Origin of the sequence: Sphingopyxis sp. MWB1, assembly GCF_000763945.1 — a bacterium.
In the GTDB taxonomy this organism is placed as follows: domain Bacteria; phylum Pseudomonadota; class Alphaproteobacteria; order Sphingomonadales; family Sphingomonadaceae; genus Sphingopyxis.
In genome coordinates, this window is sequence record NZ_JQFJ01000002.1 from 230,397 (window position 1) to 253,990 (window position 23,594).

The 23,594-nt window shown below is 63.9% G+C and carries 19 protein-coding genes; 12 read left to right on the forward strand and 7 right to left on the reverse strand.

Translation table 11 applies throughout. The annotated features are described in order from the left end of the window. Positions 1–58 precede the first annotated feature (58 nt). Positions 59–1,450: a helix-turn-helix domain-containing protein gene (locus JV18_RS0101865; RefSeq protein ID WP_033073196.1), complete on the forward strand. Its 1,392-nt coding sequence runs from the start codon at positions 59–61 to the stop codon at positions 1,448–1,450. A 27-nt stretch (positions 1,451–1,477) separates the two neighbouring features. On the opposite strand, the gene JV18_RS0101870 is transcribed toward JV18_RS0101865, so the two are convergent. Further along, a complete protein-coding gene (locus tag JV18_RS0101870) occupies positions 1,478–2,500 on the reverse strand; it encodes a hypothetical protein (RefSeq protein WP_144243843.1) in 1,023 nt (340 codons plus the stop codon). 114 nt (positions 2,501–2,614) lie between these two features. Further along, positions 2,615–3,652 carry a mannose-1-phosphate guanylyltransferase gene (locus JV18_RS0101875; protein WP_033073198.1) on the reverse strand — a complete coding sequence of 346 codons (1,038 nt, stop codon included), beginning with the start codon at positions 3,650–3,652 and terminating at the stop codon, positions 2,615–2,617. A gap of 158 nt (positions 3,653–3,810) precedes the next feature. Here JV18_RS0101875 and JV18_RS0101880 point away from each other — a divergent pair, with 158 nt between their 5' ends. From JV18_RS0101880 to JV18_RS0101895, 4 genes are read left to right on the forward strand one after another with little or no spacing between them, the layout of a single operon-like run. Continuing rightward, positions 3,811–5,199 (forward strand): TIGR03013 family XrtA/PEP-CTERM system glycosyltransferase, encoded by a 1,389-nt coding sequence (locus tag JV18_RS0101880; protein ID WP_033073199.1) that lies wholly within the window; start codon positions 3,811–3,813, stop codon positions 5,197–5,199. 2 nt (positions 5,200–5,201) lie between these two features. Continuing rightward, positions 5,202–7,388 (forward strand): XrtA/PEP-CTERM system histidine kinase PrsK, encoded by a 2,187-nt coding sequence (gene prsK, locus JV18_RS0101885; protein WP_235302736.1) that lies wholly within the window; start codon positions 5,202–5,204, stop codon positions 7,386–7,388. Then, positions 7,385–8,770: a PEP-CTERM-box response regulator transcription factor gene (gene prsR, locus JV18_RS0101890; RefSeq protein ID WP_235302738.1), complete on the forward strand. Its 1,386-nt coding sequence runs from the start codon at positions 7,385–7,387 to the stop codon at positions 8,768–8,770. The genes prsK and prsR overlap by 4 nt, the downstream gene beginning before the upstream one ends. Next, a complete protein-coding gene (locus JV18_RS0101895; protein ID WP_235302740.1) occupies positions 8,771–10,636 on the forward strand; it encodes a tetratricopeptide repeat protein in 1,866 nt (621 codons plus the stop codon). A 52-nt stretch (positions 10,637–10,688) separates the two neighbouring features. Here JV18_RS0101895 and JV18_RS0101900 read toward each other — a convergent pair whose 3' ends face one another. Both JV18_RS0101900 and JV18_RS0101905 read right to left on the reverse strand, forming a co-directional pair. Further along, positions 10,689–11,165 carry an RNA pyrophosphohydrolase gene (locus tag JV18_RS0101900; protein ID WP_033073200.1) on the reverse strand — a complete coding sequence of 159 codons (477 nt, stop codon included), beginning with the start codon at positions 11,163–11,165 and terminating at the stop codon, positions 10,689–10,691. Continuing rightward, a complete protein-coding gene (locus JV18_RS0101905; RefSeq protein ID WP_033073201.1) occupies positions 11,162–12,124 on the reverse strand; it encodes an alpha/beta hydrolase in 963 nt (320 codons plus the stop codon). The genes JV18_RS0101900 and JV18_RS0101905 overlap by 4 nt, the downstream gene beginning before the upstream one ends. 183 nt (positions 12,125–12,307) lie before the next feature. On the opposite strand from JV18_RS0101905, the gene JV18_RS0101910 reads away from it, so the two are divergent. From JV18_RS0101910 to JV18_RS0101940, 7 genes are all read left to right on the forward strand, one after another. After that, entirely contained in the window at positions 12,308–14,170 is a 1,863-nt protein-coding gene (locus JV18_RS0101910; protein ID WP_033073202.1) for a 2-oxoacid:acceptor oxidoreductase subunit alpha, read from the forward strand. Between the two features lie 31 nt (positions 14,171–14,201). Further along, positions 14,202–15,239, forward strand: a complete 1,038-nt coding sequence (locus JV18_RS0101915; RefSeq protein ID WP_033073203.1) for a 2-oxoacid:ferredoxin oxidoreductase subunit beta — start codon at positions 14,202–14,204, stop codon at positions 15,237–15,239. A gap of 45 nt (positions 15,240–15,284) precedes the next feature. Beyond that, positions 15,285–15,680, forward strand: a complete 396-nt coding sequence (locus JV18_RS0101920) for a GxxExxY protein (RefSeq protein ID WP_033074825.1) — start codon at positions 15,285–15,287, stop codon at positions 15,678–15,680. 59 nt (positions 15,681–15,739) lie between these two features. After that, positions 15,740–16,711 (forward strand): metal-dependent hydrolase, encoded by a 972-nt coding sequence (locus JV18_RS0101925; protein ID WP_052071676.1) that lies wholly within the window; start codon positions 15,740–15,742, stop codon positions 16,709–16,711. Beyond that, positions 16,708–18,093 carry a cryptochrome/photolyase family protein gene (locus tag JV18_RS0101930; protein ID WP_033073204.1) on the forward strand — a complete coding sequence of 462 codons (1,386 nt, stop codon included), beginning with the start codon at positions 16,708–16,710 and terminating at the stop codon, positions 18,091–18,093. The genes JV18_RS0101925 and JV18_RS0101930 overlap by 4 nt, the downstream gene beginning before the upstream one ends. A gap of 167 nt (positions 18,094–18,260) precedes the next feature. Next, entirely contained in the window at positions 18,261–19,538 is a 1,278-nt protein-coding gene (locus JV18_RS0101935) for an SAM-dependent methyltransferase (RefSeq protein ID WP_033073205.1), read from the forward strand. Positions 19,539–19,581: 43 nt separating this feature from the next. Beyond that, on the forward strand, positions 19,582–20,766 hold the full coding sequence (locus tag JV18_RS0101940) for a serine hydrolase domain-containing protein (RefSeq protein WP_033073206.1): 1,185 nt from the start codon (positions 19,582–19,584) through the stop codon (positions 20,764–20,766). Positions 20,767–20,906: 140 nt separating this feature from the next. Here JV18_RS0101940 and JV18_RS0101945 read toward each other — a convergent pair whose 3' ends face one another. The 3 genes from JV18_RS0101945 to purF form a co-directional block, all read right to left on the reverse strand. After that, the gene (locus JV18_RS0101945; RefSeq protein WP_033073207.1) at positions 20,907–21,308 is read right to left on the reverse strand and encodes a hypothetical protein; all 402 of its coding nucleotides are present in this window, start codon (positions 21,306–21,308) and stop codon (positions 20,907–20,909) included. Positions 21,309–21,394: 86 nt separating this feature from the next. After that, positions 21,395–22,129 (reverse strand): SDR family NAD(P)-dependent oxidoreductase, encoded by a 735-nt coding sequence (locus tag JV18_RS0101950; protein ID WP_033073208.1) that lies wholly within the window; start codon positions 22,127–22,129, stop codon positions 21,395–21,397. Between the two features lie 3 nt (positions 22,130–22,132). Further along, positions 22,133–23,590 (reverse strand): amidophosphoribosyltransferase, encoded by a 1,458-nt coding sequence (gene purF, locus JV18_RS0101955; protein ID WP_033074827.1) that lies wholly within the window; start codon positions 23,588–23,590, stop codon positions 22,133–22,135. Positions 23,591–23,594: the final 4 nt, after the last annotated feature.

Sequence of the window (23,594 nt, forward strand, 5' to 3'; positions counted from 1 at the left end):
TGTGAATATCGCGGAACTAGTGCATTTTGCGATGTAAATTAGTAAAGAAAGTTACATTATGACCGAGCGGAAGCTGTTTGCGGGCCCCGCGGTTCGGCGGTTGCGGCGCGATGCGGGATTGACGCAGGCGGCGATGGCCGAGGCGCTGGACATCTCGCCCAGCTATCTCAACCTCATCGAAAATGGGCAGCGGCCCCTGTCGGCGAGCGTGATTGTCAAACTGGCGGAACGCTTTGCCTTTGACGCGGCGAGCCTGGGCGAAGAGGCGGTGCCGGGGGGTATGGCGGGGATGCGCCGCCGCCTTGCCGACCCGCGCTTTGCCGACCTCGGGATCGCGCCGCAGGACGTCGAGGAATGGATGCAGGCGGCGCCGGCGACCGCCGCCGCCTTTGCCCGCCTGTTCGATGCGGCGGGGGAAAATGCCGCCGCTGCGGAAATATCCGATGCGCCCGAAATTGCCGCCGTGCGCCGCGCGATCGAGAAATGGCGCAATCATTTCGCCGATCTCGACAGCCGCGCCGAGGAACTGGCCGATGAATTGCGGCTGGCGGGCGGCGATCTTTATGGCACGATTTCAGAGCGTTTGCGCACGCGGCATCAGCTGGGCATTCGCATATTGCCCGCCGATGTGATGCCCGACCGGCTGCGCTGGCTCGACTGGCATGCGCGGCAGCTTATGCTCAATGAATTGCTGCGCCCGGCCTCGCGCACCTTTCAGGCGGCGGCGACGCTCGCGCAGATGGAGGCCAAGGCGGAGATTGGCGCGCTGGTCGAAGGCGGCGAATTTGAACATGAAGCGTCGGCGCGACTGTTCGAGCGGCATCTGGTGCAATATTTCGCTGCCGCGCTGATGATGCCCTATGGCCGTTTTCTGCGCGCCTGCGATGCGACGGGCTATGATCTGCTGTTGCTCCAGCGGCGGTTCGGGGCAAGTTTCGAGCAGGTGGCGCACCGGCTGACAACCTTGCAGCGGGTGGGTGCGCGTGGGCTGCCCTTTTTCATGCTGCGCATCGACCGGGCGGGGCAGGGGTCGAAACGCTATGCCGGGGCGAGCCAGTCGCCGCTGGTCGACGGCGATGCGCGCTGTCCGCTGTGGGGGATTCACGAGGCCTTTGCCCGGCCCGGCGAAGTGGTCGCCGATCTGGTCGAGCTGGAGGATGGTGGCCGCTGGTTCACCCAGAGCCGCAGCGTCGCCGCTCCCGGTGCGCGCGGCGGGGGCACGCCGGCGCGCTTTGTGCTGTGCGTCGGGGTTGACGCCAAGGTGGCGGCGCCGCTGGCCGCCGCGCGCGGTATCGACCTGATGCGCGCACCCGCGACGCCGATCGGGCTGGGGTGCCGCCGCTGCACGCGCACCGGATGCGTCCAGCGATCGGCGCCGCCGATGGCGCGGGGGTTGCGGTTCCGCGAGGGCGAGCGCGGGGTCAGCGCCTTTGACTTTGCGGGGGATTAGGGGCGGGCGCCCCTGTCGCCCCTTTGCCTAGAGCCCTTCGGGGGCGGCGGTGGGGGCCGACTGGCGCGCTTTGCGGGCGTCGATTTCGGCCTGTAATTCGCGCTCATTCTGTTCGGCGAGGATGACGTCGGGCAGCCACTCGGCGCGAAATTCGAGCGTCATGCGATTTTCCATGACCTGAAATTCGAGGAATTGCGAATAGGGGTGGCCCTTGTTTCGCGAATCGAGCGCGGAGAAGAGCCGCTGCGCCGTCGCATCGCCCGCGAGGACGGCGGTGCATTCGCTCGGCACCGGCTTCGACACGTCGCGGCGGATGTCGGAGAGGCAGAAATAGCGGCTGATCTTGACCGGGCGCTGCCGGAACATTTCGAAATCTTCGCGGTTGTCGACCGGGTCGGCCTCATAGCCTTTGGGAAGCGGCGCCTGAATATAATAAAAGGCGGAGACATTGCCGGGCTGGCGGTTCGCCTTTGTCGGTTCGCCCAGCCGCTTTTCCAAAGTCGCGGCATAGGCGCGCGGGTCGACGCCGGGGTCGAAGGTGCGGCGATATTGCACCGAGAAGAGGCGCTGGACGCCCTGTGCATCGACATAGAACCAGGGCGCGATGCTTTCGGTGTTCGGCGGGCGCTGCTGGCTGGGCATATTGACGTCGCCGCCATCGGGGAGGCGGAACCAGTTATAATTGCGTTCCTGCCGCGTTCCGGGTTTTTGCTCGACGCGCGGCCCCATGCCCAGATCGAGCGAATAGCCGCGCACCCGCGGATCGCCGCGATCGGCATAGTCGGCGGGGATGCCGAAGCCCTGTTTGGTGAGCGCGGCGCGCACTTCATCGACGGTCATGTCGAATTTGAGACCAAAGACGTCCATGTCCATCGCCTCGCGCACACTGTAAAAGCGCGCGTCGAACTTGTCCGATGTGGCGGTGTCGGTCGCAGCGCTCGATGCGCTGCTGGCCCCGGCGTCGGTGCTTGCGTCGCCGCTCTTTTCGCTATCGGAGCCGCAACCGGCCAGCGCGAGCGCCGCTAGGCCGCAGAACATCATATGTCGCATTCATTCCCCCCTTAGTTACCTATCCATTGGCGATGGTGCGGATGGGAGGGGGGTGCGTCAACCCCGGAATGGCTGATTTCAGCCATTTTTTTGATTGTCAGGCTGGGATGGAGCCTAGTCGCCGCGCAACTGGGCGATGGCGCGCACCTGCTGCGCGCGGGCGAGGGGGATGATGAGAATGTCATCGCCATCGACGACGACCGCCAGATCCTCAACTCCGACGAGCGCGACACGCTTGCCGCCAGCGTGAACGAGATTGCCCCGGCTGTCGTGGAAAATCACGTCGCCGCTTTGGGCATTGCCATCGCCATCCTGCGGCGAAAGCGCGTGGACGGCGTGCCAGCTTCCAAGGTCCGACCAGCCCATGGCGACGGGGACGACCGCGACCCGGTCGGCCTTTTCCATCACCGCATAGTCGATCGACTGATTGGGCGAGGCGGTGAAGGCGTCGGCATCGGCGTGGAAGGCGTCCGCTTCCTCCCGCCCCTGCGCCACCGCTGCGGCGGCGGCCTGCCAAATGGCGGGGCAGTGGGTTTCGAGCGCGGCCTGCATATGGCCCGCGCGAAAAAGGAAAATGCCAGCGTTCCAGCTATAGCTCCCGGCGGCGAGCATCGCCTGCGCCTTGTCCAGCGGGGGCTTTTCGACGAAATGGTCGACGGCAAAGCCCGCTGTGCCGAGCGGCGCCCCGGCGGCGATATAGCCAAAGCCCGTTTCAGGGCGATCGGGGGTGATGCCGAAGGTAACGAGCCGGTCGTCGCGCGCGAGCGGCGCTGCCTGGGCGATGGCGGCGTGAAAGGCGGCGACATCGGCGATGACATGGTCGCTGGGCATGACGAGCAGCAGCGCCTGCGGGTCGGCGCGCGCGACGGCGAGTGCGATGGCGGCGGCGGTGCCGCGCGGGGCAGGTTCGATCAGCAGATGCACGGCGTGGTCGCCCATTTGCGCGCGCACCGCATCGACATGGCCGGTGCCGCAGATGACAAGCGGCGCGGCAAAACCCTGATCCTGCGGCACGCGGTCAAGGCTTTGGCGGAACAGGCTGGTTTCGCCGACGAGAGGCAGAAATTGTTTCGCCGCCTGTCCGCGCGAAGCGGGCCAGAGCCGCGTTCCGGCGCCGCCGCACATGATGATGGGCTGAATCTTGCTGGTCATCGCGCGGGTGTATCGCGGCGAAAGGAGCGGGTCACCCCCCGCTGCGCCTTGGCACGAAATTAGCGGCGCGATTGTCGCCATATTATAGGTGTAAAATTTACCGACAATTCACGCCTCCACCCTATAGGGTGCCCCGTGAAAGGGCCGTCCATTCGATCATGTTCCGTTTTTTCAAACATTATGTCTCTCACGCCGTCACGCTGATGGCGCTGATCGAGTTTCTGGCGTTGCTCTGCGCCGCCGAGGGCGCTTGGCATATCTATGCCTATCAGGCGGGGTTTCACGCCGGCCCCTTTGCCGAGCGCGCGGTGCCGGTGATGACCTTTGCCATTGCCAATTCGCTCGCGCTGATGGCGGTCGGCGCCTATAGCAGCGAGGCGCTGCGCTCGATGGGTTTTGCCGTCGTGCGGCTGCTCGCGGCGATCTCGCTGGGGGTGATTTTCCTCGCCGTTGTCGGCTTTGCCCTGCCCAATGCGACCATGTGGCGCGCGAACAGCCTCTATGCGATGGCCATCGCGCTGGCGGCGCTGTTCCTGATCCGGTTGATCATGTCGCAATGCGCGGGCGCGTCGACCTTTCAGCGGCGGATTTTGGTGCTGGGCGCAGGGCCGCGCGCGGCGCGGCTCGCCAAGCTGGCGGAGAAGCCGGGTAGCGGACTGGTGATGGCGGGATTTGTCGCCATGTCGGACAAGGAAAAAACGGTGAAGGGCGCGCTACCGCGCGACACTTTTGACAGCCTGTCCGAGCATGTCCTTGCGCTGCGCGTCGGCGAGGTAGTGCTGGCGCCAGAGGAAAGGCGCGGATCGCTGCCGCTGTCCGATCTGCTGCGTGTCAAGACGACGGGGGTGCATGTCAATGACATCGCAAGCTTTATCGAGCGCGAGACGGGGCGTGTTGATCTCGCAACGACCAACCCCAGCGGGCTAATCTTTTCCGATGGTTTTTCGGCGGGACAGCGGATGTCGAAGGTCGGCAAGCGGATTTTCGACATAGTCGCCAGCCTGCTGGTGCTGATCATCGGCCTGCCGCTGATCCTGATTGGCGGGCTGGCGGTCAAGCTGGATAGCAAGGGGCCGATTTTCTATCGCCAGTCGCGCGTCGGTCTGTTCGGCGAACCTTATGACATCTGGAAGCTCCGCTCGATGCGGACCGATGCCGAAGCGGCGGGCAAGGCGGTGTGGGCGAGCGAAAATGACCCGCGCATTACCCGCGTCGGGCGGATCATCCGCAAGCTCAGGATCGACGAATTGCCGCAGCTCTGGTGCGTGCTGAAAGGCGATATGAGCTTTGTCGGGCCGCGTCCCGAGCGGCCAAGCTTTGTCGCGGAACTGGAACGCGAACTGCCCTTTTATGCCGAACGCCATATGGTGAAGCCGGGGCTGACCGGCTGGGCGCAGATCAACTATCCCTATGGCGCGTCGGTCGAGGATGCGCGGGTGAAGCTGGAATATGATCTTTATTATGCCAAAAATTATTCGCCCTTCCTCGACCTGTTGATCCTGCTTCAGACGGTGCGCGTCGTGATGTGGCCCGAGGGGGCGCGCTGACCGTGCACCTGCCGCTTCTGTCCCATCTCCTGTCGGGACTGGCGCTGGTCGCGGCGCTGGGGGTCACGCTGTGGCTCTGGGTGCGGCAGCGCGACATTCCCCGCGGGGTGGCGCCGGGGCGGCTGTTGGCGATGGCGGCGGGTTTCGCGCTGTGGTGCGGGGCGCTTTATGCCTTTGGCTCGGGATCGCTTCAGGCTTTCGCTCTTGAAGGACTACGCGACCTCGGGATTTTATGGTGGCTGAGCGGGGCCTTTTGGGCGGCGCCGCGCCCGCCGATGACGGCGCCGCTGCGATTGATCTGGCGGTTGCTGATCCTGATCTCTCTGGTGACGCTTTTGACGGGCCTCGGCGCGCATATGCGCGGCGTTTCGATTGACCATGTGCCGCTGATGTTCGCGCTCAACATCGGCGCGATGATCGTCGCGGCGGCGGGACTGATCATTGTCGATGCCGGGGTACGGCAATTGGGGGCGGTTGGACGCGTTCCCGCCGCCGCCGCCGCGGGCGGCATTGCGATGCTGTGGGCCTATGAATTGAACGTCCAGCTGATCGGCGCGCTGACGGGGCAGGCGCCCACCACGCTGATCGCGCTGGTGCCCGCAGTCGTGGTGGGGGTGTTGCCCACTTTCGTTATCGCAGCGGTCGAGGCCGGACGCCGCCGGATCGGCCTGTCGCGGCCAGCGGCGATACGGGCGATATTGCTGCTGGGCGCGGCATGTTATCTGATCCTGATCGGGCTGGTGGCAGCCTTGTCGCGCGCCTTTGGCGGCGATTATGTGGGGCTGGCCCAGGCCGCCTTCCTTTGTTTTGCCATAGGGGCGGGGGGCTTGCTGTTATTTTCCGCGCGCGCCCGCGCGTGGCTGTCGGTGGTGATTACCAAGCATTTCTTTGAGCATCGCTATGATTATCGGGCCGAATGGATGCGCTTTACCGCCACGCTGGCGCAGGAAGCGCGCGACCGGGAGGGCGAGAAGGGCGATGACGCAGAGGAGGCAGCCGGAGAGGAAACCAGCCTGCATCGCCGGGTCGCCAAGGCGCTCGCCGAACTGACGGGAAGCCCCGGCGCGCTGCTGATGCTGCCCGACACATTGGGCGGCTTTCGCATCGCCGATCACTGGCGCTGGCCGGTGCATGTGGTGGAGGAAGCCGCCATATCGCTCCGCTCTGCCTTCATGCTGCAGGAAAGCCGGCATATCGTCGACCTCGACGCCCGGCGCGAAGGACGCGCGCCGGTGCAGGCGGAACTCGCCGACCTTGCCATTCCCGACTGGCTGGTCGCCGATCAGCGGGCCTGGGTGGTGGTGCCGATTTTGCATTTCAAGCGCATGATCGCGATTGTCGTCCTGCAGCGCCCGTCGGTTCCGCGCGCGCTGGACTGGGAAGATCTGGACGTGCTGCGAATCGCCGGGCAGCAGGCCGCGAGCTATCTGGCCGAGGCGCAGAGCGAACGCGCCCTTTCCGAAGCGCGGCGGTTCGACGAGTTCAACCGCCGTTTTGCCTTTATCATGCACGACATCAAGAATCTGGCGAGCCAATTGTCGCTGCTCGCGCGCAATGCCGAACGCCATGCGGATAATCCCGAATTTCGCAGCGACATGGTCGGAACGCTGAAATTGTCCGCAGGGCGGCTTTCGGACCTGCTGGGCCGACTATCGTCGCGCGAGCGCAGCCCCGTGGCCGAGGCGAGGCGGGTCGGGATCGAGCCGATGCTCGACCGGATCGCCGATGAACAGGCGGCGCGGCGCCAGATCTATACCGGTTGCCAGACAGGACTGGCGGCGTGGGCCGATGCCGGATCGCTGCACCAGATATTGGTGCATCTGGTTTCCAATGCCATCGAGGCGTCGCCGGAGGACGCCCCGGTCCAGATCCTTGCCATGGCGGAACAGCAGCGCGTGCGGATCGACATTATCGACCAAGGGGTGGGCATGACGCGCCAATTCATTCGCGACGAATTGTTCAAACCCTTTGTCTCCACCAAAAATGGCGGCTTCGGTCTGGGTGCCCCCGAAGCCTTGCAATTGGCCCAGGCGATGAACGGCACGATCGAGGTGGCAAGCGAGCCGGGACGCGGAAGCTGCTTTACGGTCTGGCTGCCCATCGCCGATGCGGCGCGGGAGCCCGGCGGATTGACTGACGAGACGCAATTTTCCGTGACACCATCCGACAAGAAGGCAGGAAGCCTGTGATCGCTCCCAATGCTTCCGAACAGATATTGCTGATCGTCGAGGATGATCCGGGGCTGCAGGCGCAGCTCAAATGGGCGTATGAAGATTATCGCGTGCTGATCGCGGGTGACCATGACAGCGCAATCGAGATGCTGCGCGCCGAGGAGCCGGCGGTGGTGACGCTTGACCTGGGCCTGCCGCCCGATCCCGATGGCACGGCGGAAGGCTTTCGCACGCTGGCGGCCATATTGTCGATGAAGCCCGATACCAAGGTGATCGTCGTATCGGGGCATGGCGAACGCGCGAGTGCGCTGGCCGCCATTGGCCATGGCGCGTGGGATTTTTACCAGAAGCCCATCGACATTGACGAACTGGGGCTGATCGTTCGCCGTGCCTTTCATGTTCATGCGCTGGAGGCGGAGAACAGCCGCCTCGCCGCCGAGGTCGGGAGCGACAAGCATATTTTGGGCGGCATGGTCACCGGCGCGCCTGAAATGCAGAAGGTCGCACGCACCATCGAACGGGTCGCCGACCGCAATGTGTCGGTAATGCTGCTGGGCGCGAGCGGGACGGGCAAGGAATTGCTGGCGCGCGGGCTGCATGAAGCGAGCGCGCGGCGCGACGGGGCCTTTGTCGCGATCAATTGCGCGGCAATCCCCGAAAATCTGCTCGAAAGCGAATTATTCGGTTATGAAAAGGGCGCCTTTACCGGGGCGGTCAAGACGACCGAGGGCAAGGTCGAACTGGCGCATGGCGGCACCTTGTTCCTCGATGAAGTTGGCGATATTCCCCTGGCCTTGCAGGTCAAGCTGCTGCGTTTCCTGCAGGAGCGCACCATCGAACGGGTGGGCGGGCGCAAGCCGATCAAGGTCGATACGCGCATCGTCTGTGCAACGCACCGCGACTTGGATAGCATGATCGCCGAGGAGCGGTTTCGCGACGATCTTTATTATCGGCTGGCCGAAATCGTGATCAAAATTCCCTCGCTCGCCGAAAGGCCGGGCGATGCAGTCTTGCTGGCGCGGCATTTCCTGCACAAATATGCGCCCGAGATGAACCCGGCGGTGCGCGGCTTTTCGCCCGATGCGCTGCAAAGCATCGACGAGGCGGCGTGGCCCGGCAATGTGCGCGAGCTGGAAAATCGCGTGAAGCGCGCGGTGATCCTGGCCGATGGCAAGCTGGTGACGCGCGAGGATCTCGACATGGCCGCGAGCGAGGCAAGGGACGAACAGGGCGGTCCGGACTGGCTGAATTTGCGCAGTGCGCGCGAGGCCGCCGACCGGGTGGCGATCCGCCGCGCGATGACGCAGAGCGAGGGCAATATTTCGCAGGCGGCGAAGCTGCTCGGGATCAGCCGCCCGACGCTTTACGATCTGCTCAAACAATATCGGATGCAAAGCTGAGTGAGCGCCAAGGGGGCCCCATTTCGCGCGCTGGGCGCGCTGATGCCGCTGGCGCTGATGCTCGCCGCATGCCGCGAGGCACCGCCCGCGCCCGCAGCGGGGGAGCAGGCCGAGCTGAGCGGTGGGAGCGCGGCCTTTGCCGACGATATCGCCGGGACCGACAACGCGGTGGTGCAGGCGGTGCGCGATGCCCGCGCTGCGCTGCGGCTGGGTGACGGCATTGCCGCAGAAGCCGCGATCCGCCGGGCATTGAGCGCGGGCGGCGATGCAGCGGCGCTGTCGGCGCCGCTGGCGCGCGCCTATGCCTTGCAGGGCGAGGGCGGACGGGCGCTGCGCGCGCTGGAGGAACATCCGCCCGTTGCGGCGATGGTGGGCGAAGCGGCGTGGGTCGCGGGCGATGTCTATTTGAGGAACGGCAATTTGCGGGCGGCGGGCGCAGCCTATGACCGCGCGTTGCAGGCAATGCCGCAAAATTCCGCGCTGTGGCTGTCGGTCGCGCGCTATCGCGCCGCCAATGCCGATATCAGCGGCGCCGATGAAGCGGCGAGCAATGCGGTCGATTTTGACCGACGCAATGCCGATGCGCTGGCGCTGAAGGCCAATCTGGCACGGACGCGCAGCGGGCTGAGCGCCGCGCTGCGCTGGTATGATGCCGCGCTGCAGGTCAATCCCGATCATGCCGGGGCGCTGATCGAGCGTGCTGCCACGCTGGGCGACATGGGCCGCTATCGGGACATGCTCGCCTCGCTGCGGCGCGCGGCGACGCTCACTCCCAATGAACCCCGGCTTTTCTATTTGCAGGCGGTGGTGGCGGCGCGCGCGGGCAATTATTTGCTGGCGCGCAGCCTGCTGCAACGCACGCGCGGCGCGATGGACGATGTGCCAGGCGTGATGCTGCTCAACATGATCGTCGAAATGCAGCTTGAGGGCGAAGCGGTGGCGGCGACCTGGGGCGAGCGGCTGCTGGAAATCCAGCCGCACAATCGCAGTGTGCGCCGCCTGCTTGCCGCGGCCGAATGGGCCGATGGCAATGCCGCCAATGCGCTGGAGGCGCTGCTCCCCGTCGTTGCGCGGCCCGATGCCGATAGCTGGTCGCTGCTTTTCGCCGCGCGCATGGCGGCGGAGCTGGAGCAGGCAGATGAGGCGGCGGCGCTGATGACGCGCGCCGGGGCGCTGGAGCGCGGCGGGGCGCCGCCCTTTGCTCCCGATGCCCCCTATGGCTTGCTATCCGCCGCGGCTGATGCCGCCCCGCTCGATCCCGCCAAGGTGATTCCCGCGATGGCCGCAGAGATCGAGCGCGGTGCCGGCGAAGCGGCGATGATGCGCGCCGCGGCGCTTCGCGATGCCAATCGCGGGGTTGCCGACGCGCATCTGCTGCTGGGCGATGCCGCGCTGGCCGCGGGGCGGATCGAGGTGGCGCTGGGCGCCTATCGCAGCGCGCATGAACTCGACAGCGGCGAGCGCACCAGCCTGCGGCTCGCCTATGGCTTGCAACGCGCGGGTTTCACCGGCGAAGCGGGAACCGTGATCGCGCGGTTGCTGGAGGCGCAGCCGTCGAGCCTTGCCGCGCACCGAATTGCGGGCGCGCGAGCGATGGCGGCGCGGCAATGGGATGCGGCGATTACCCATTATGAATTTGTGCGCCGCCGGATGGGCAATCGCGACGCGCTGGTGCTGCGCGAACTGGGCCGCGCGTGGGAAGCCAAGGGCGAGGTCGAGCGGGCCTCCGCCTATATCGACCGCGCTTATCGCTTGCAGCCGCTCAACCGTGAGACGATGCTGATCTATGCGCGGTTGATGAACAAGCGTGGCGACGCGCAGGCCGCCGCCGATTTGCGCGACAAGGCGGCGCAGATCGGGCGGTAAGCGGCGTTTTTTGGCGCATTTCGGCACCGGTGCGGTATTGAAATACTGGCCCTCAAACCAGCGGACCAAATTCCTCGACCAGCCCGCGATACAGCGTGCGTTTGAAGGGGACGATCAGCTTTTCGATTTCGTCAAGCTCCGCCCAGCGCCACGCGCGAAATTCCTGATGCTTGGTGTGGATATTGATATCCGAATCCTGTCCGGTGAAGCGCATCAAAAACCAGTGCTGGCGCTGGCCGCGATATTTTCCGCCCCAGATTTTGCCGATGAGATCGTCGGGCAGATCGTAAAAATATTCCTCGCGGCTGCGCGCGATAATCTGGACGAGGGCGGGCTCGATGCCGGTTTCCTCGCCCAGTTCGCGCAGCGCTGCCGCCTCTGCATCTTCGCCATCGTCGATACCGCCTTGCGGCATTTGCCAAGCCTCGGTGGTGGTATCGAGTCGCTGGCCAACGAACACGCGGCCGTCGCGGTTGGCGAGCATTACCCCGGCGCAGGGGCGATAGGGGAGTTTGTCATGGTCGATCATTCGTTCGCCATGGACTCAGCGACGATCGCTTTCAAGAGTTTGAGTGCGCCCGCTATATCCTGCTGCGCGCTGGGGATCGCCTGAGCGAGATTGATATAGCCGTGGATATTGCCCGCCGCCTCGCGATAGCTGGTGGCTACCCCCGCTTCGATGAGCTTGGCGGCATAGGCGCGGCCCTGATCGCGCAAGGGGTCGAGCCCGGCGGTAACGAGCAGCGTAGGCGGCAGGCCTTCGGCGGGAAAATCGAGCGGCGCGGCGCGATAATCGGCGGGGTCGGCGGCATAATGATTGCCGAAATATGTCATGCTGTCGGTGGTGAGCAAATGGCCCTCGCCAAAATCGCGATAGCTTTGCCAATCATCATGGGTGGTCACCGCAGGATAAATGGGGTGGAGGGCGATAACGGGTTTTGAGGCGGGTTTGTCGCGCAGCGTCAATGCGGTCGCGATGGTGAGATTGCCGCCCGCGCTTTCGCCCGCCAGCACAAGGCCGGTGCAGGGGATATGATCGGCAACCCAGCGCGCCGCCGCCTCGCAATCCTCTGGCGCCGCCGGAAAGGAATGCTCGGGGGCGAGGCGATAATCGACCGCGATCACCGGCATATCGAGAAGCCGCGCCGCCTCTGCACAATAGCCATCATGGGTGTCGAGATCGCCGATCACCCAGCCGCCGCCGTGGAAAAAGACCATTACCGGACCCGGCTCGCGATCGGGGCGATTGTCATAGAGGCGAATGGGGATCTCGCCCGCGGGGCCGGGGATGCTGCTGTCCTCCACCTTCGCAATGTCGCCGCGCGGGCGGTCGGCGAGCTGGCACATGGTGCGGAACATTTCGCGCGCGCCCTCGGGCGGCATTTCGTGCATCTTCGGCCCCTCCTGCGCGTTCAGAAAGGCGAGGAACATTGCCACATCGGCGCGCGGGGCGGACGGGCTGGCGGCTGGGGTGGATGCCTGGGTCATGCAGTGCCTCTCCTTGGTTTCATTGATGTAAGTTATTCGCTATGGGCGATGCTTATTCAATCGCAAAATGAAACCCGTTGGACTCTTTCGCTTTGCGGCGCACAATTTTTTCTGAATTGCGGCACGCGCCCGAGAGGCCTAGGCCATGGACAGAAGTTCGCAGGATTTGAAGGCAGAAACTAAATGGCGACAGCGGTAGAGGATCGGGCTGACGTGCCCCAGTCCCCCCTTTCCGATGCAGTGGTGGTGCGGTTCGCGGGCGACAGCGGCGACGGGATGCAGCTGACCGGCGGGCAGTTCACACTTTCGACCGCGCTTGCGGGCAATGACCTTGCCACTTTTCCCGACTTTCCTGCCGAAATTCGCGCGCCGCAGGGTACGCTGTTCGGCGTGTCGGCCTTTCAGATCAATTTCGGGTCGAGCCAGATCGACACGGCGGGCGATGCCCCCGATGTGCTGGTGGCGATGAACCCGGCGGCGCTGAAAACCAATGTCGGCGCGCTGAAACTGGGCGGGCTGATCATCGCCGACGAGGGCGAGTTCAACGCGCGCAACCTTGCCAAGGCGAAATATGACAGCAATCCGCTGGAGGATGGCAGCCTCGCGAAATGGCAGCTGTTGAAGCTGAACATCAGCCAGGCGACGCTCGATGCGGTGAAGCCCTTTGGCCTTGGCAATAAGGAAGCGCTGCGCTGCAAGAATATGTGGACGCTGGGCCTCGCGCTGTGGATGTTCGACCGCGACCGCCAGCCGCTGATCGACTGGCTGAAAGCCAAATTCGCGAAAAAGCCCGAGATTGCCGACGCCAATATTGCGGCGCTGAACGCGGGCCATGCCTATGGCGAGACGGCTGAACTGGCGGGGCCGCTGAAGCAGCATCATGTGCCTGCGGCGCCCGCCGAGCCGGGGCTGTACCGCACGCTGACCGGCGCCGAGGCGATTGCGCTGGGGCTGGTCGCGGGCGCGCAGCTTGCCAAATTGCCGATGTTCTTTGGCGGCTATCCGATCACGCCCGCCTCGGCGATTTTGCACCATCTGTCGCGGCTGAAGGAATATGACGTCACGACCTTTCAGGCCGAGGATGAGATTGCGGCCATTTGTTCGGCGATTGGCGCCAGCTATGGCGGGTCGCTGGGGGTCACCAGCTCGTCGGGGCCGGGGATCGCGCTGAAGGGCGAGGCGATGGGGCTGGCGATCATGACCGAGCTGCCGCTCGTCATCGTCAATTCGCAGCGCGGCGGACCTTCGACGGGCCTGCCGACCAAGACCGAGCAATCGGACCTGTATCAGGCGGTTTATGGCCGTAACGGCGATGCGCCGATGCCGGTGATCGCCGCGCGTTCGCCCGCCGATGCCTTTGAATGCGCGATAGAGGCGTGCCGGATCGCGGTTCAATATATGACCCCGGTGATGCTGCTCACCGACGGCTATATCGCCAATGCCGCCGAGCCGTGGCAGGTGCCCGACCTCACGGCCTACGAGGCTTTTCCGGTCGAGTTTCTGACCGACGTGCCCGAAGGCGGCTTCAAGCCCTATGGCCGCGACGAAAAGCTCGCGCGGCCGTGGGTCAAGCCCGGAACGCCCGGCCTGCTCCACCGCATCGGCGGGATCGAGAAGGAAGTCGATAGCGGGCACATCAACTATGCGCCCGAAAATCATCAGGCGATGACCGATATTCGCAAGGCGAAGGTCGATGGCGTGAAAGTGCCCGATCAGGTGGTGGAGCTGGGCGCCGAAGGCGGCAAGCTCGCCATTGTCGGCTGGGGATCGACCTTTGGCCCCATTCATCAGGCGGTGCGGCGCAAGCGCGCCGAAGGGGCCGACGTCAGCCATATCCACATCCGCCACATCTGGCCGATGCCCGCCAATCTGGGCGAACTGCTCAAAAGCTATGACAAGGTGATCGTGCCCGAAATGAACACGGGGCAGCTCAAGACCGTGCTGCGCGATCAATATCTGGTCGATGCGCGGCCGCTCAATAAAGTGTCGGGCCAGCCCTTCCGCATCGCCGAGATTGAAGCGGCCATTGATGAGGCGTTGGCCTGACGCGCGCGTCGGTGCCCCGAGAGGAATTGCCATGAACGAGATGACGACCATCGCCCCCAAGACGACGCTGAAAGATTGGGAAACCGACCAGGAAGTACGCTGGTGCCCCGGCTGCGGCGACTATGCGATTTTGAAGGCGGTGCAGCGCACCATGCCCGACATCGGCACGGCGCCTGAAAATACCGTGTTCATCAGCGGTATCGGCTGTTCGTCGCGCTTTCCCTATTATATGGAAACCTATGGCTTTCATACGATCCATGGGCGCGCGCCGGCTTTTGCCACCGGGCTGAAGCTTGCCAATCCCGATCTTGATATCTGGATCGTCACCGGTGATGGCGATGGACTGTCGATTGGCGGCAACCACACCATGCACCTGATCCGCCGCAATCTCGATTGCCAGATCATGCTGTTCAACAACGAGATTTACGGGCTGACCAAAGGGCAATATTCGCCGACCAGCCGGGTGGGCACCAACAGCCCCTCGACCCCCTATGGCTCGGTCGACCGTCCGGCGCAGCCTTGCGCCTTTGCGCTGGGGGCAGGCGCGCGTTTCGTGGCGCGGGGGTTCGACGTATCGAAGGAATTGCCCCATGTGCTGAAGGCCGCCCACGCGCACAAGGGCGCGGCCTTTATCGAAATTTTCCAGAATTGCATCGTCTATAACAAGGATGTGTTCGAGGATTTCGCCGCGCCCAAGGGCGCCGAGGACCGGCAGCTTTGGCTGAAGCATGGCGAGCCGATGCTCTTTGCCAAGGGGACGAAGGGCATTGCGCTCGACAAGGATGCGCTGGAGCTGAAGGTCGTCGATGTGGTCGATGGCGATTGGCAGGCGGCGGGGGTGATCGTCCATGACGTCACCAATCGCGGCATCGCGCATATGCTGGTCGAAATGCGCTTTGGTGAGTTTCCGATGGCGCTGGGCGTGCTTTATGACGACCCCCGCCCGACCTTTGAAGCCGATGTGGTGCGACAAAATGCCGCGGCGCGCGAAGGCAAGACGGCGGATCTGCAGGGGCTGCTGAAGAAGGGGCAGACCTGGACGGTGACGGAGGGTGGGCCGGAGCTTTAAAGACTCGCACAAAGCCACGAAGCCACAAAGGGGGTGGGGTTGTCGGTGGATGTCGAAGAACTGGCCCGCATCACCCTGGATTGCGGTTATAATCTACACCGGGAGATTGGGCCGGGGCTGCTCGAAACCGTTTATGAAATTCTGCTTGAGGAATTTCTGATCGAGCGCGGGTTGCGTGTGGAGCGGCAGAAGATTGTGCCAATCATGTTCCGTGGCAGACCGCTGGACGAAGCGTTTCGCGTTGATTTGCTGCTCGAAGGACGGCTGGTGATTGAATTAAAGTCCACGGAGCGACATGCGCCGGTCCATGCCAACCAATTGCTCACCTATCTGCGACTGATGGGTTTGCCGCTCGGGCTGCTGATGAATTTTGGCGCGCCGAGTTTCAAAGAAGGCGTAAAGCGCCTGGCCAATAATTACTATCGACCGCTTGCTTCATAAGCTCTTTGTGGCTTCGTGGCTTTGTGCGAGTCATTCCCAAGGCAACGAGTTGAGGTGAAATGGACAATCTGACGCATAGTCTGGTCGGGGCGGTGTTGGGGCAGATGGGGCTCAAGCGGAAGAGCGGCTTGGCCATGCCGACGCTGATTATCGCCGCCAATCTGCCCGATATTGACGCGGGATGTGCGCTTTACGGGATTGAGTCGCTGGCGATGCGGCGGGGGATTACCCATGGGCCGATTGCGCTCCTTGTCCTGCCGTTGATCCTGTGGGGGGCGATGATCGCCTTTGACCGGTGGCAGACGCGGCGCGGGACGCGGCCTGCGGGGCGCTTGCCGGTCGACAAGGGGTGGCTGCTCGCGCTGGCCTATATCGGCTGCCTTAGCCATCCGGCGCTCGACTGGCTCAACAATTATGGCATTCGCCTGTTGGAGCCTTTTTCCTCGCGCTGGTTTTATGGCGATACGCTGTTCATCATCGACTTGTGGATCTGGGCGATGCTGGGCGTGTCGCTGTGGCTGTCGATACGGCGCGAGAAAGTGGGATCGCCGCGCTGGACGACGCCCGCGCGCGCGGGTTTTGCCGCGGTTCTCGGCTATATTGTCGTCAACGGCCTGATCAGCCATGCTGCCGAGCGCACGACGGTTGAAGCGTTACGGGCGACAGGCAAAAAGGATGTGCTGGCGGTGGCGAGCCCGCCGCCGCTGTTTTTCTGGCGCCGCGATATTTTCTGGCGCGCCGGGGGGCGCTTTGGCAGCGGGGAGTTTGTTCCGGGCGTGGGCGGGAGCCTCGATATTTCTGGCGCGCCGACGGGGACGGAGGATGAGCAGGCGAAAGCGCGCTGGGCGAAGGCCGATCCGGCGGCGCGCGCCTTTCTCTTCTGGGCGCGCATGCCAATCGTCGAACGCGATGCCGATGGCGCCCGGTGGCTGCGCGACCAGCGTTACAACAGCCCCTTTGCCCGCGAACGCTTTCAGGTGCCTTTGCCCGCCACGCAGGGAAGCGGGACTGAGAGTAGCCGCGGCGGATGAGCGCGCCGCGCCTCGTCTGGCTGCGGCGCGACCTGCGCCTTGCCGATCAGGCGGCGCTGGCGGCGGCGGCAAGGGCGGGGCCGGTCCTTCCCGTCTATATCCTTGATGATGGGGCGCCGGGGCCGCGCGCGATGGGCGGGGCGGCGCGCTGGTGGCTGCACCATAGCCTGCAGGCGCTCGATGCGGCATTGCGGGCGCTCGGGTCGCAGCTGATCCTGCGGCGGGGACACACCGAGGAGCGACTCGCGCAGATTGCGGAGGAAAGCGGCACGGCCGAGGTGCATTGCCTGCGCCACTATGAACCCTGGTGGCAGGAGGCGGAGCGCGCGGTCGCGCAAAGGCTGCGGCTGGTGCGCCACGACGGCAATTATCTGGCCCCGCCCGGCGCGGTGAGAAGTGGCAATGGCACACCGTATAAAATCTATACGCCCTTCTGGCGCGCGCTGCGCCAGCAGATGCCCCCGCCGGTCCCTGCTGAAGCTCCGTCGATGCTGGCCGCGCCCGCACGATGGCCGACGTCCGAGCGGATCGTGGAGTGGGGTTTGACGCCGCACCAGCCCGACTGGGCCGCAGGCTTTGGCGAGATATGGACGCCGGGGGAAGCGGGAGCGAAAGAGCGCCTTGCGGTCTTTGCAACGCGTGCATCCGATTATGGGGCCCGGCGCGACCTGCCATCCGAAGAAGCGACGGCGCGCCTGTCGCCGCACCTGCATTTCGGTGAAATCTCGCCCGCCACCATCTGGCATGCGCTCGCCGATGCGGGAGGGTCGGTCGAGACTTTTCTGTCCGAACTGGCGTGGCGCGACTATGCCCAGAATGTCATTGCCGAATATCCCGATTATGCCGAGCGCAACGCGCGGACGGGTTTCGATGCGATGCGGTGGCGCATGGGCGGAGATGCTGACGCCGACCTGCGCGCCTGGCAGCAGGGACGCACCGGCTATCCGATCGTCGATGCCGGGATGCGGCAATTATGGGCCAGTGGCTGGATGCATAACCGGGTGCGGATGATCGCGGCGAGCTTTTTGATCAAACATCTGCTGATCGACTGGCGGCGCGGCGAGCGATGGTTTTGGGATACGCTGATCGATGCCGATTATGCCAATAATGCGGTCAATTGGCAGTGGGTGGCCGGGACCGGCATCGACAGCAATATGTTCAGTCGGATTATGGCACCGCTTGGCCAATCGGTGAAATTCGATGCAGCCGATTATATTCGCCGCTGGGTTCCCGAACTCGCGCATCTGGATGATGATGCGGTGCACGATCCGGAAGAAGCCGGACGTCGTCCCGCCGATTATACACCGAAGATTATCGGCCACCCCGAAGCGCGCGCGCGGGCGCTGGCGGCTCATGCGACGATGCGGGACCCCCGGTCTTAAACGGCCCTTGCGCCCTTTGGCCACGTAACTTGTCGGAAAGGGATAATCGCCCTTTAAACGCCATCCAAAAGCTTGCTTTTGCGCGAAACGGCAGGGCGCGAGAACGCCCGGCTGCCGGAGGCGGCGGACCGATTGTCAGGGGGGGCTTTTTCAGGCAGAAAGGCCTTATGAACCATCATGTCAGCCCCGGTCGCGGCAAGAATTTGCTGCGCGCGGACCGCGCCTATGGCGCGGCAGGGCTGCTCGCCGGACTGTTTTCGCGCGCCCCGACAGGGATTTTTCATCGCTTTCTCGACCGGCTCGACGCCGGGCTGGCTTGCGGAACGATCGAAGGCCATTTGCCCGATGGCAGCGTTCGCCTGCTGGGCGGGCGCGAGGATGGGCCGGTCGCTATCGTCCATCTTCATCGCTGGACCGCGCTGGTGCGGCTGGTGCTGTCGGGCTCGATCGGATGGTATCGCGCGTGGGAAAAGGGCGAATGGTCATCGCCCGACCCGGTGCCGCTGTTCGACCTGTTCATGCGCAACGCCGAAAGGCTGGGTGATGCCGGCCGCGCGCGCGGGCCCTGGCGGTGGTTCAACAGGCTGATTCACGCGCGGCGGCATAATGACCGCCGCGGGGCGCGGCAGAATATCCATGCCCATTATGATATCGGCAATGATTTCTATCGCCTGTGGCTCGATGCGGGGATGAATTATTCCAGCGCGCTGTTCGACGATGGCGCGGAGACGCTGGAGGAAGGACAAAAGCGCAAGGTCGATGCGATCCTCGACCGGCTCGACCTGCGGTCGGGGAGCCGGTTGCTGGAGATTGGGTGTGGCTGGGGCGCGCTGGCCGAGCGGGCGATTGAACGGCATGACGTCATTTATACCGGCATCACCCTGTCGACCGAGCAGGCCGAAATTGCCGAGGACCGCGTGCGTGCGCTCGACCTTTCCGGGCGTTCGCGGATCGAGATTTGCGATTATCGCGATGTACAGGGGCCGTTTGATGCCATCGCCAGCGTCGAGATGGTCGAGGCCGTAGGACAGGCCTATTGGCCCGCCTATCTTGATACGATTGCGCGGCTATTGCGACCCGGCGGCAAAGCGGCGATCCAATATATTTCGATCAAGGATGCGCTGTTTGAATCCTATGCGGCGAGCAGCGATTTCATCCAGGCCTATATCTTCCCTGGCGGATGCCTGATTTCCGAAAGCCGTTTTCGCGCGCTGGCCGAGGCGCGGGGACTGGTGTGGCGCGACCAGCACAGCTTTGGCCTCGATTATGCGCGCACCTTGCGCGAATGGCGTGAGCGATTTGACGCAGTCGTGGCGCGCGGTGCCTTGCCCGCCGGCTTTGACGAGCGCTTCGTGCGGCTCTGGCGCTATTATCTGCAATATTGCGAAGGCGGGTTTCGTGGTGGCGGGATCGATGTCGCGCAGGTGACGCTCGAAAAACGATAGCCCGAAAAATCATCGACCCGATAATCATAAACAGGAGAGAGGAATGAAGCGATTTCTGGCCGCCGCGGCACTGCTGGCGGTGACGACCGGCTGTAACGCGAGCGATGCGGCAGCCGATGCCATTACCCCCGATATGTTGCCAAAGGATCTGAATGTGCTGTTCTGGAATCAGGATCAACGCGACCTTGCTTTTCGCACGATGGAAAAAGTGCCGAAGGTTGTGGTGAACCAGATTGAGGCGGGCGACGATGTCTATCCGCTTCCCGAAGGCGCGCCGATTGATCTGGGCATGGATGTCGATGCCTATATGGCGAAACAGCGCAATGCCGGGCTGATCATCGTTGAGGATGGCAAGATCAGACTCGAAAAATATGCGCTGGGCTATGGTCCTGCGGGGCGCTGGACGAGCTTTTCGGTCGCCAAAAGCTTTGCCTCCACGCTGGTCGGCGCGGCGGTGAAGGATGGCTATATCAAGAGCCTGGATGACAAGGTGACCGCCTATATTCCGGGCCTCAAAGGATCGGCCTATGACGATGTCAGCGTGCGGCAATTGCTGACCATGACATCGGGGGTGAAATGGAATGAGGATTATACCGACCCCAAATCCGACGTCGCGATGTTCAACCGGCAACAGCCGGTGGCGGGCGAGGATATCACCGTCAGCTATATGAAGACGCTGCCGCGCGAGGCGCCGGCGGGATCGAAATGGGTGTACAAGACGGGCGAGACCAATTTGATCGGCGTGCTGGTGTCGAGCGCGACGGGCAAGAGCTTGTCGCAATATCTGTCGGAAAAGGTCTGGAAGCCCTTTGCGATGGAGCAGGACGCGGTGTGGATGCTCGGCGCGACCGGGCACGAGATCAGCGGCTGCTGCATTTCGGCGAGCCTCAAGGATTATGCGCGGTTCGGGCAGTTCATCCTGAATGGCGGCGTTGCGGGCGGGGAGAAGATGCTGCCCGACGACTGGTTGGCGGCGGCGACGACCAGGCAGGCCGATATTGGCGTGCCGGGGCGCGGCTATGGTTATCAATGGTGGACTAATGATGACGGCAGCTTTGCCGCGCAGGGGATTTTCGGGCAGGGGATTTTTATCGATCCCAAGCGCAAGCTGGTGATTGCGTCGAACGGAAACTGGCCGGTCGCTACGGACCCCGAAGGCGTGGGCGCGGAGCGCGAAGCTTTTTACAAGGCGGTGCAGGCGGCGGTGGACCGGGAGAAGCGGCGCTGAGCAGCGGGGCTTGCTATCCGCCCCCGCAAGTGCGGGGGCGGGAGATTGCCTCGCCCGGCTTTCGCCGGGTTCGCCATGACATCTTCAAGCGCAGCGTGGACCCCGGATCAGGTCCGGGGTGACGATGTTGTTCTGCTCGATCAGGCGGCGGCGGTGTTGCTCTTGGCCGTGGCTATGGCGCGTTCGGCCATCCAGACGGCGAGCAGCGGCAGAATCACGGCGAGGGCCATCACCCACCAGGCATCGGCGAGGGTGACCGCACGGTAAAGGGCGGCGCCGATGACCGCGCCCGCGACGATCCAGCCGACGCCGCTGCCTTCGGACATACGCATGGCGAGCCAGCTTCCCGCGAAGCTTCCCGCGAACCAGCCGATGAACAGGGCAATGGTAGATCCCAGCGGAATCAATATTTCGCCCGTCTCGGGGTCATAGACGATGGGGGCGAGGTTGCCGCCCGCATATTGGAGCAGCCAGACAAGGCCGAAGGCGACGATGATTCCCACTATGCCGGCGAGCGCCGAGCGGACCCACTTGTTTTTCATATTCTTGCCCCCCTGATCATGCCTTTGGACATGGACTTGTTCATGCTGGTCGCGAAGCGGCGTAGCATAAGAAGGCAAAAAGGGCGTTAAGCTTCTTCCATCACTTTGGGCAGCGAATGGAATGCCGTGCTGTCAAAGCCTTCGACCATCAGCCGCGCGACAAATTCGCCGACCGCTTCGGGATCCTTGATGCTTTTGGGGTCTTCACCGGGATAGGCGCGCGCGCGCATCTGGGTGCGGGTGCCGCCGGGATCGAGAATCGCGGTGCGGACCGGCGAGATATTCTGCATTTCGGCACCATAGCTCGTGACAAGGGCTTCGAGCGCCGCCTTGGAAGCCGCATAGGCGCCCCAATAGGCACGCGGGCTTCGCGCAACGCCGCTCGACAGCGCGAGCAGGCGGCCTTTGGCGGCACGGCGGAGCAGCGGGTCGAAATTGGCGATCAGTGCCTGCTGCGCGACGAGGTTAAGGGTCAGCAGCCGGTTGAATTCCTTGCCGTCAATCGCCGCGACCGGGGTCAGCGTGCCGAGCATGGCGGCGTTGAGTACTAGCATGTCCAGATGCTGCCAGCGTTCAGCCATGGCGCTCGCCAGCCGCGCAATGCTGTCGCCGTCGGTGAGATCGAGCGGCGCGATGGTCGCATGGCCGCCCGCGGCATGGATGCGGTCCTCCAGCTCTTCCAGCCCGCCCGCCGTGCGCGCGGTAATGACGACATGCGCGCCGCGCGCTGCGAGCGACTGGGCGATGGCGGCGCCAATGCCGCGGCTGGCGCCGGTGACGAGCGCAACCTGGCCCGCAAGCTGTTGAGAAGAATCGGTCATGGGTTAGACAACGCGCTCTGCGAGGAGGGAGAATTGATCGTCGGCGCTGCTTTCGTCGAAATCGGTCAGCGTGGTCGGATAATCGCCGGTGAAACAGGCGTCGCAATATTGCGGGCAATCATCGGTACGTTTTGCTTCGCCCAGCGCGCGATACAGCCCCTCGATCGTCAGGAAGGACAGGGTGTCGGCGTTGATGAAATTGGCCATCTGGCCCACCGTCATCTGCGCGGCGAGCAGCTTTGCCCGCTCGGGCGTGTCGACGCCATAGAAGCAGCTATGCTGCGTCGGTGGGCTGGCGATACGCATATGCACTTCGGCGGCGCCCGCGTCGCGCATCATCCGCACGATCTTGAGGCTGGTCGTGCCGCGCACGATCGAATCGTCGATCAGCACGATGCGCTTGCCCGCGATCAGTGCGCGATTGGCATTATGCTTGAGCTTGACGCCCAGATTGCGGACCTTGTCCCCCGGCTGGATAAAGGTGCGTCCGACATAGTGCGAACGGATAATCCCCAATTCAAAGGGAATGCCCGATTCCTGCGCATAGCCGATGGCGGCTGGCGTCCCCGAATCGGGGACGGGGATGACGAGATCGGCATCCACCGGATTTTCGCGCGCCAGTTCCGCGCCAATCGCCTTGCGCACCGAATAGACGCTGGTGCCGTCGACAATCGAGTCGGGGCGCGAGAAATAGACATACTCGAAAATGCACGGACGCGCGGGGCGGTCGGTGAAGGGGTGGTGCGAGGTTAGCTCGCCATCGCGCACAATCACCAGCTCTCCCGGTTCCACCGAGCGAACAAAATCGGCGCCGACCACATCGAGCGCGACGGTTTCCGAAGCGAAGATATAGGCGTCGTTGAGCTTGCCGATCACCAGCGGGCGAATGCCGAGCGGATCGCGGCATCCGATCATCCCTTCGGCGGTGAGGACGATCAGCGAATAAGCGCCCTCCACCTGCTTGAGCGCGTCGATGAAACGGTCGAGCAGAGTGCGATAGCTGGAGGTGGCGGCGAGGTGAATGATCACCTCTGTATCGCTGGTCGATTGGAAAATGGCGCCGCGCCGCACAAGGCTCTTGCGCAGCGCCGTGGCGTTGGAAATATTGCCATTATGCGCGATGGTAAAACCGCCGGTCGCGAGATCGGCAAAGAGCGGCTGTACATTGCGCAGCCCCGTATCGCCTGTGGTCGAATAGCGGACATGGCCGATGGCGGCATTGCCCGCGAGCTGACGCATCAGATCATCACGGTCGAAATTGCCCGCGACATGGCCGGTCGCGCGGTGCGTATGAAAATCCTTGCCGTCAAAGGCGGTGATCCCGGCCGCTTCCTGACCGCGATGCTGAAGCGCATGCAGGCCAAGAGCAACCGCAGCGGCGGCGCTTTCTGCGCCATGAATACCAAAGACTCCGCATTCTTCGCGGAGCTTGTCGTCGTCAAAAGCATGGGTCGTCAGCATGTCA

Excerpts from the sequence above, each read along its gene's own strand:
- JV18_RS0101910 (WP_033073202.1), top strand. The coding sequence starts at position 12,308 with ATGGCGACAGCGGTAGAGGATCGGGCTGACGTGCCCCAGTCCCCCCTT.
- JV18_RS0101950 (WP_033073208.1), bottom strand. The coding sequence starts at position 22,129 with ATGACCGATTCTTCTCAACAGCTTGCGGGCCAGGTTGCGCTCGTCACC.
- JV18_RS0101935 (WP_033073205.1), top strand. The coding sequence starts at position 18,261 with ATGAACCATCATGTCAGCCCCGGTCGCGGCAAGAATTTGCTGCGCGCG.
- JV18_RS0101905 (WP_033073201.1), bottom strand. The coding sequence starts at position 12,124 with ATGACCCAGGCATCCACCCCAGCCGCCAGCCCGTCCGCCCCGCGCGCC.
- JV18_RS0101875 (WP_033073198.1), bottom strand. The coding sequence starts at position 3,652 with ATGACCAGCAAGATTCAGCCCATCATCATGTGCGGCGGCGCCGGAACG.
- JV18_RS0101915 (WP_033073203.1), top strand. The coding sequence starts at position 14,202 with ATGAACGAGATGACGACCATCGCCCCCAAGACGACGCTGAAAGATTGG.
- JV18_RS0101930 (WP_033073204.1), top strand. The coding sequence starts at position 16,708 with ATGAGCGCGCCGCGCCTCGTCTGGCTGCGGCGCGACCTGCGCCTTGCC.
- JV18_RS0101870 (WP_144243843.1), bottom strand. The coding sequence starts at position 2,500 with ATGCGACATATGATGTTCTGCGGCCTAGCGGCGCTCGCGCTGGCCGGT.
- JV18_RS0101945 (WP_033073207.1), bottom strand. The coding sequence starts at position 21,308 with ATGAAAAACAAGTGGGTCCGCTCGGCGCTCGCCGGCATAGTGGGAATC.
- JV18_RS0101865 (WP_033073196.1), top strand. The coding sequence starts at position 59 with ATGACCGAGCGGAAGCTGTTTGCGGGCCCCGCGGTTCGGCGGTTGCGG.
- purF (WP_033074827.1), bottom strand. The coding sequence starts at position 23,590 with ATGCTGACGACCCATGCTTTTGACGACGACAAGCTCCGCGAAGAATGC.
- JV18_RS0101880 (WP_033073199.1), top strand. The coding sequence starts at position 3,811 with ATGTTCCGTTTTTTCAAACATTATGTCTCTCACGCCGTCACGCTGATG.
- JV18_RS0101940 (WP_033073206.1), top strand. The coding sequence starts at position 19,582 with ATGAAGCGATTTCTGGCCGCCGCGGCACTGCTGGCGGTGACGACCGGC.
- JV18_RS0101925 (WP_052071676.1), top strand. The coding sequence starts at position 15,740 with ATGGACAATCTGACGCATAGTCTGGTCGGGGCGGTGTTGGGGCAGATG.
- JV18_RS0101900 (WP_033073200.1), bottom strand. The coding sequence starts at position 11,165 with ATGATCGACCATGACAAACTCCCCTATCGCCCCTGCGCCGGGGTAATG.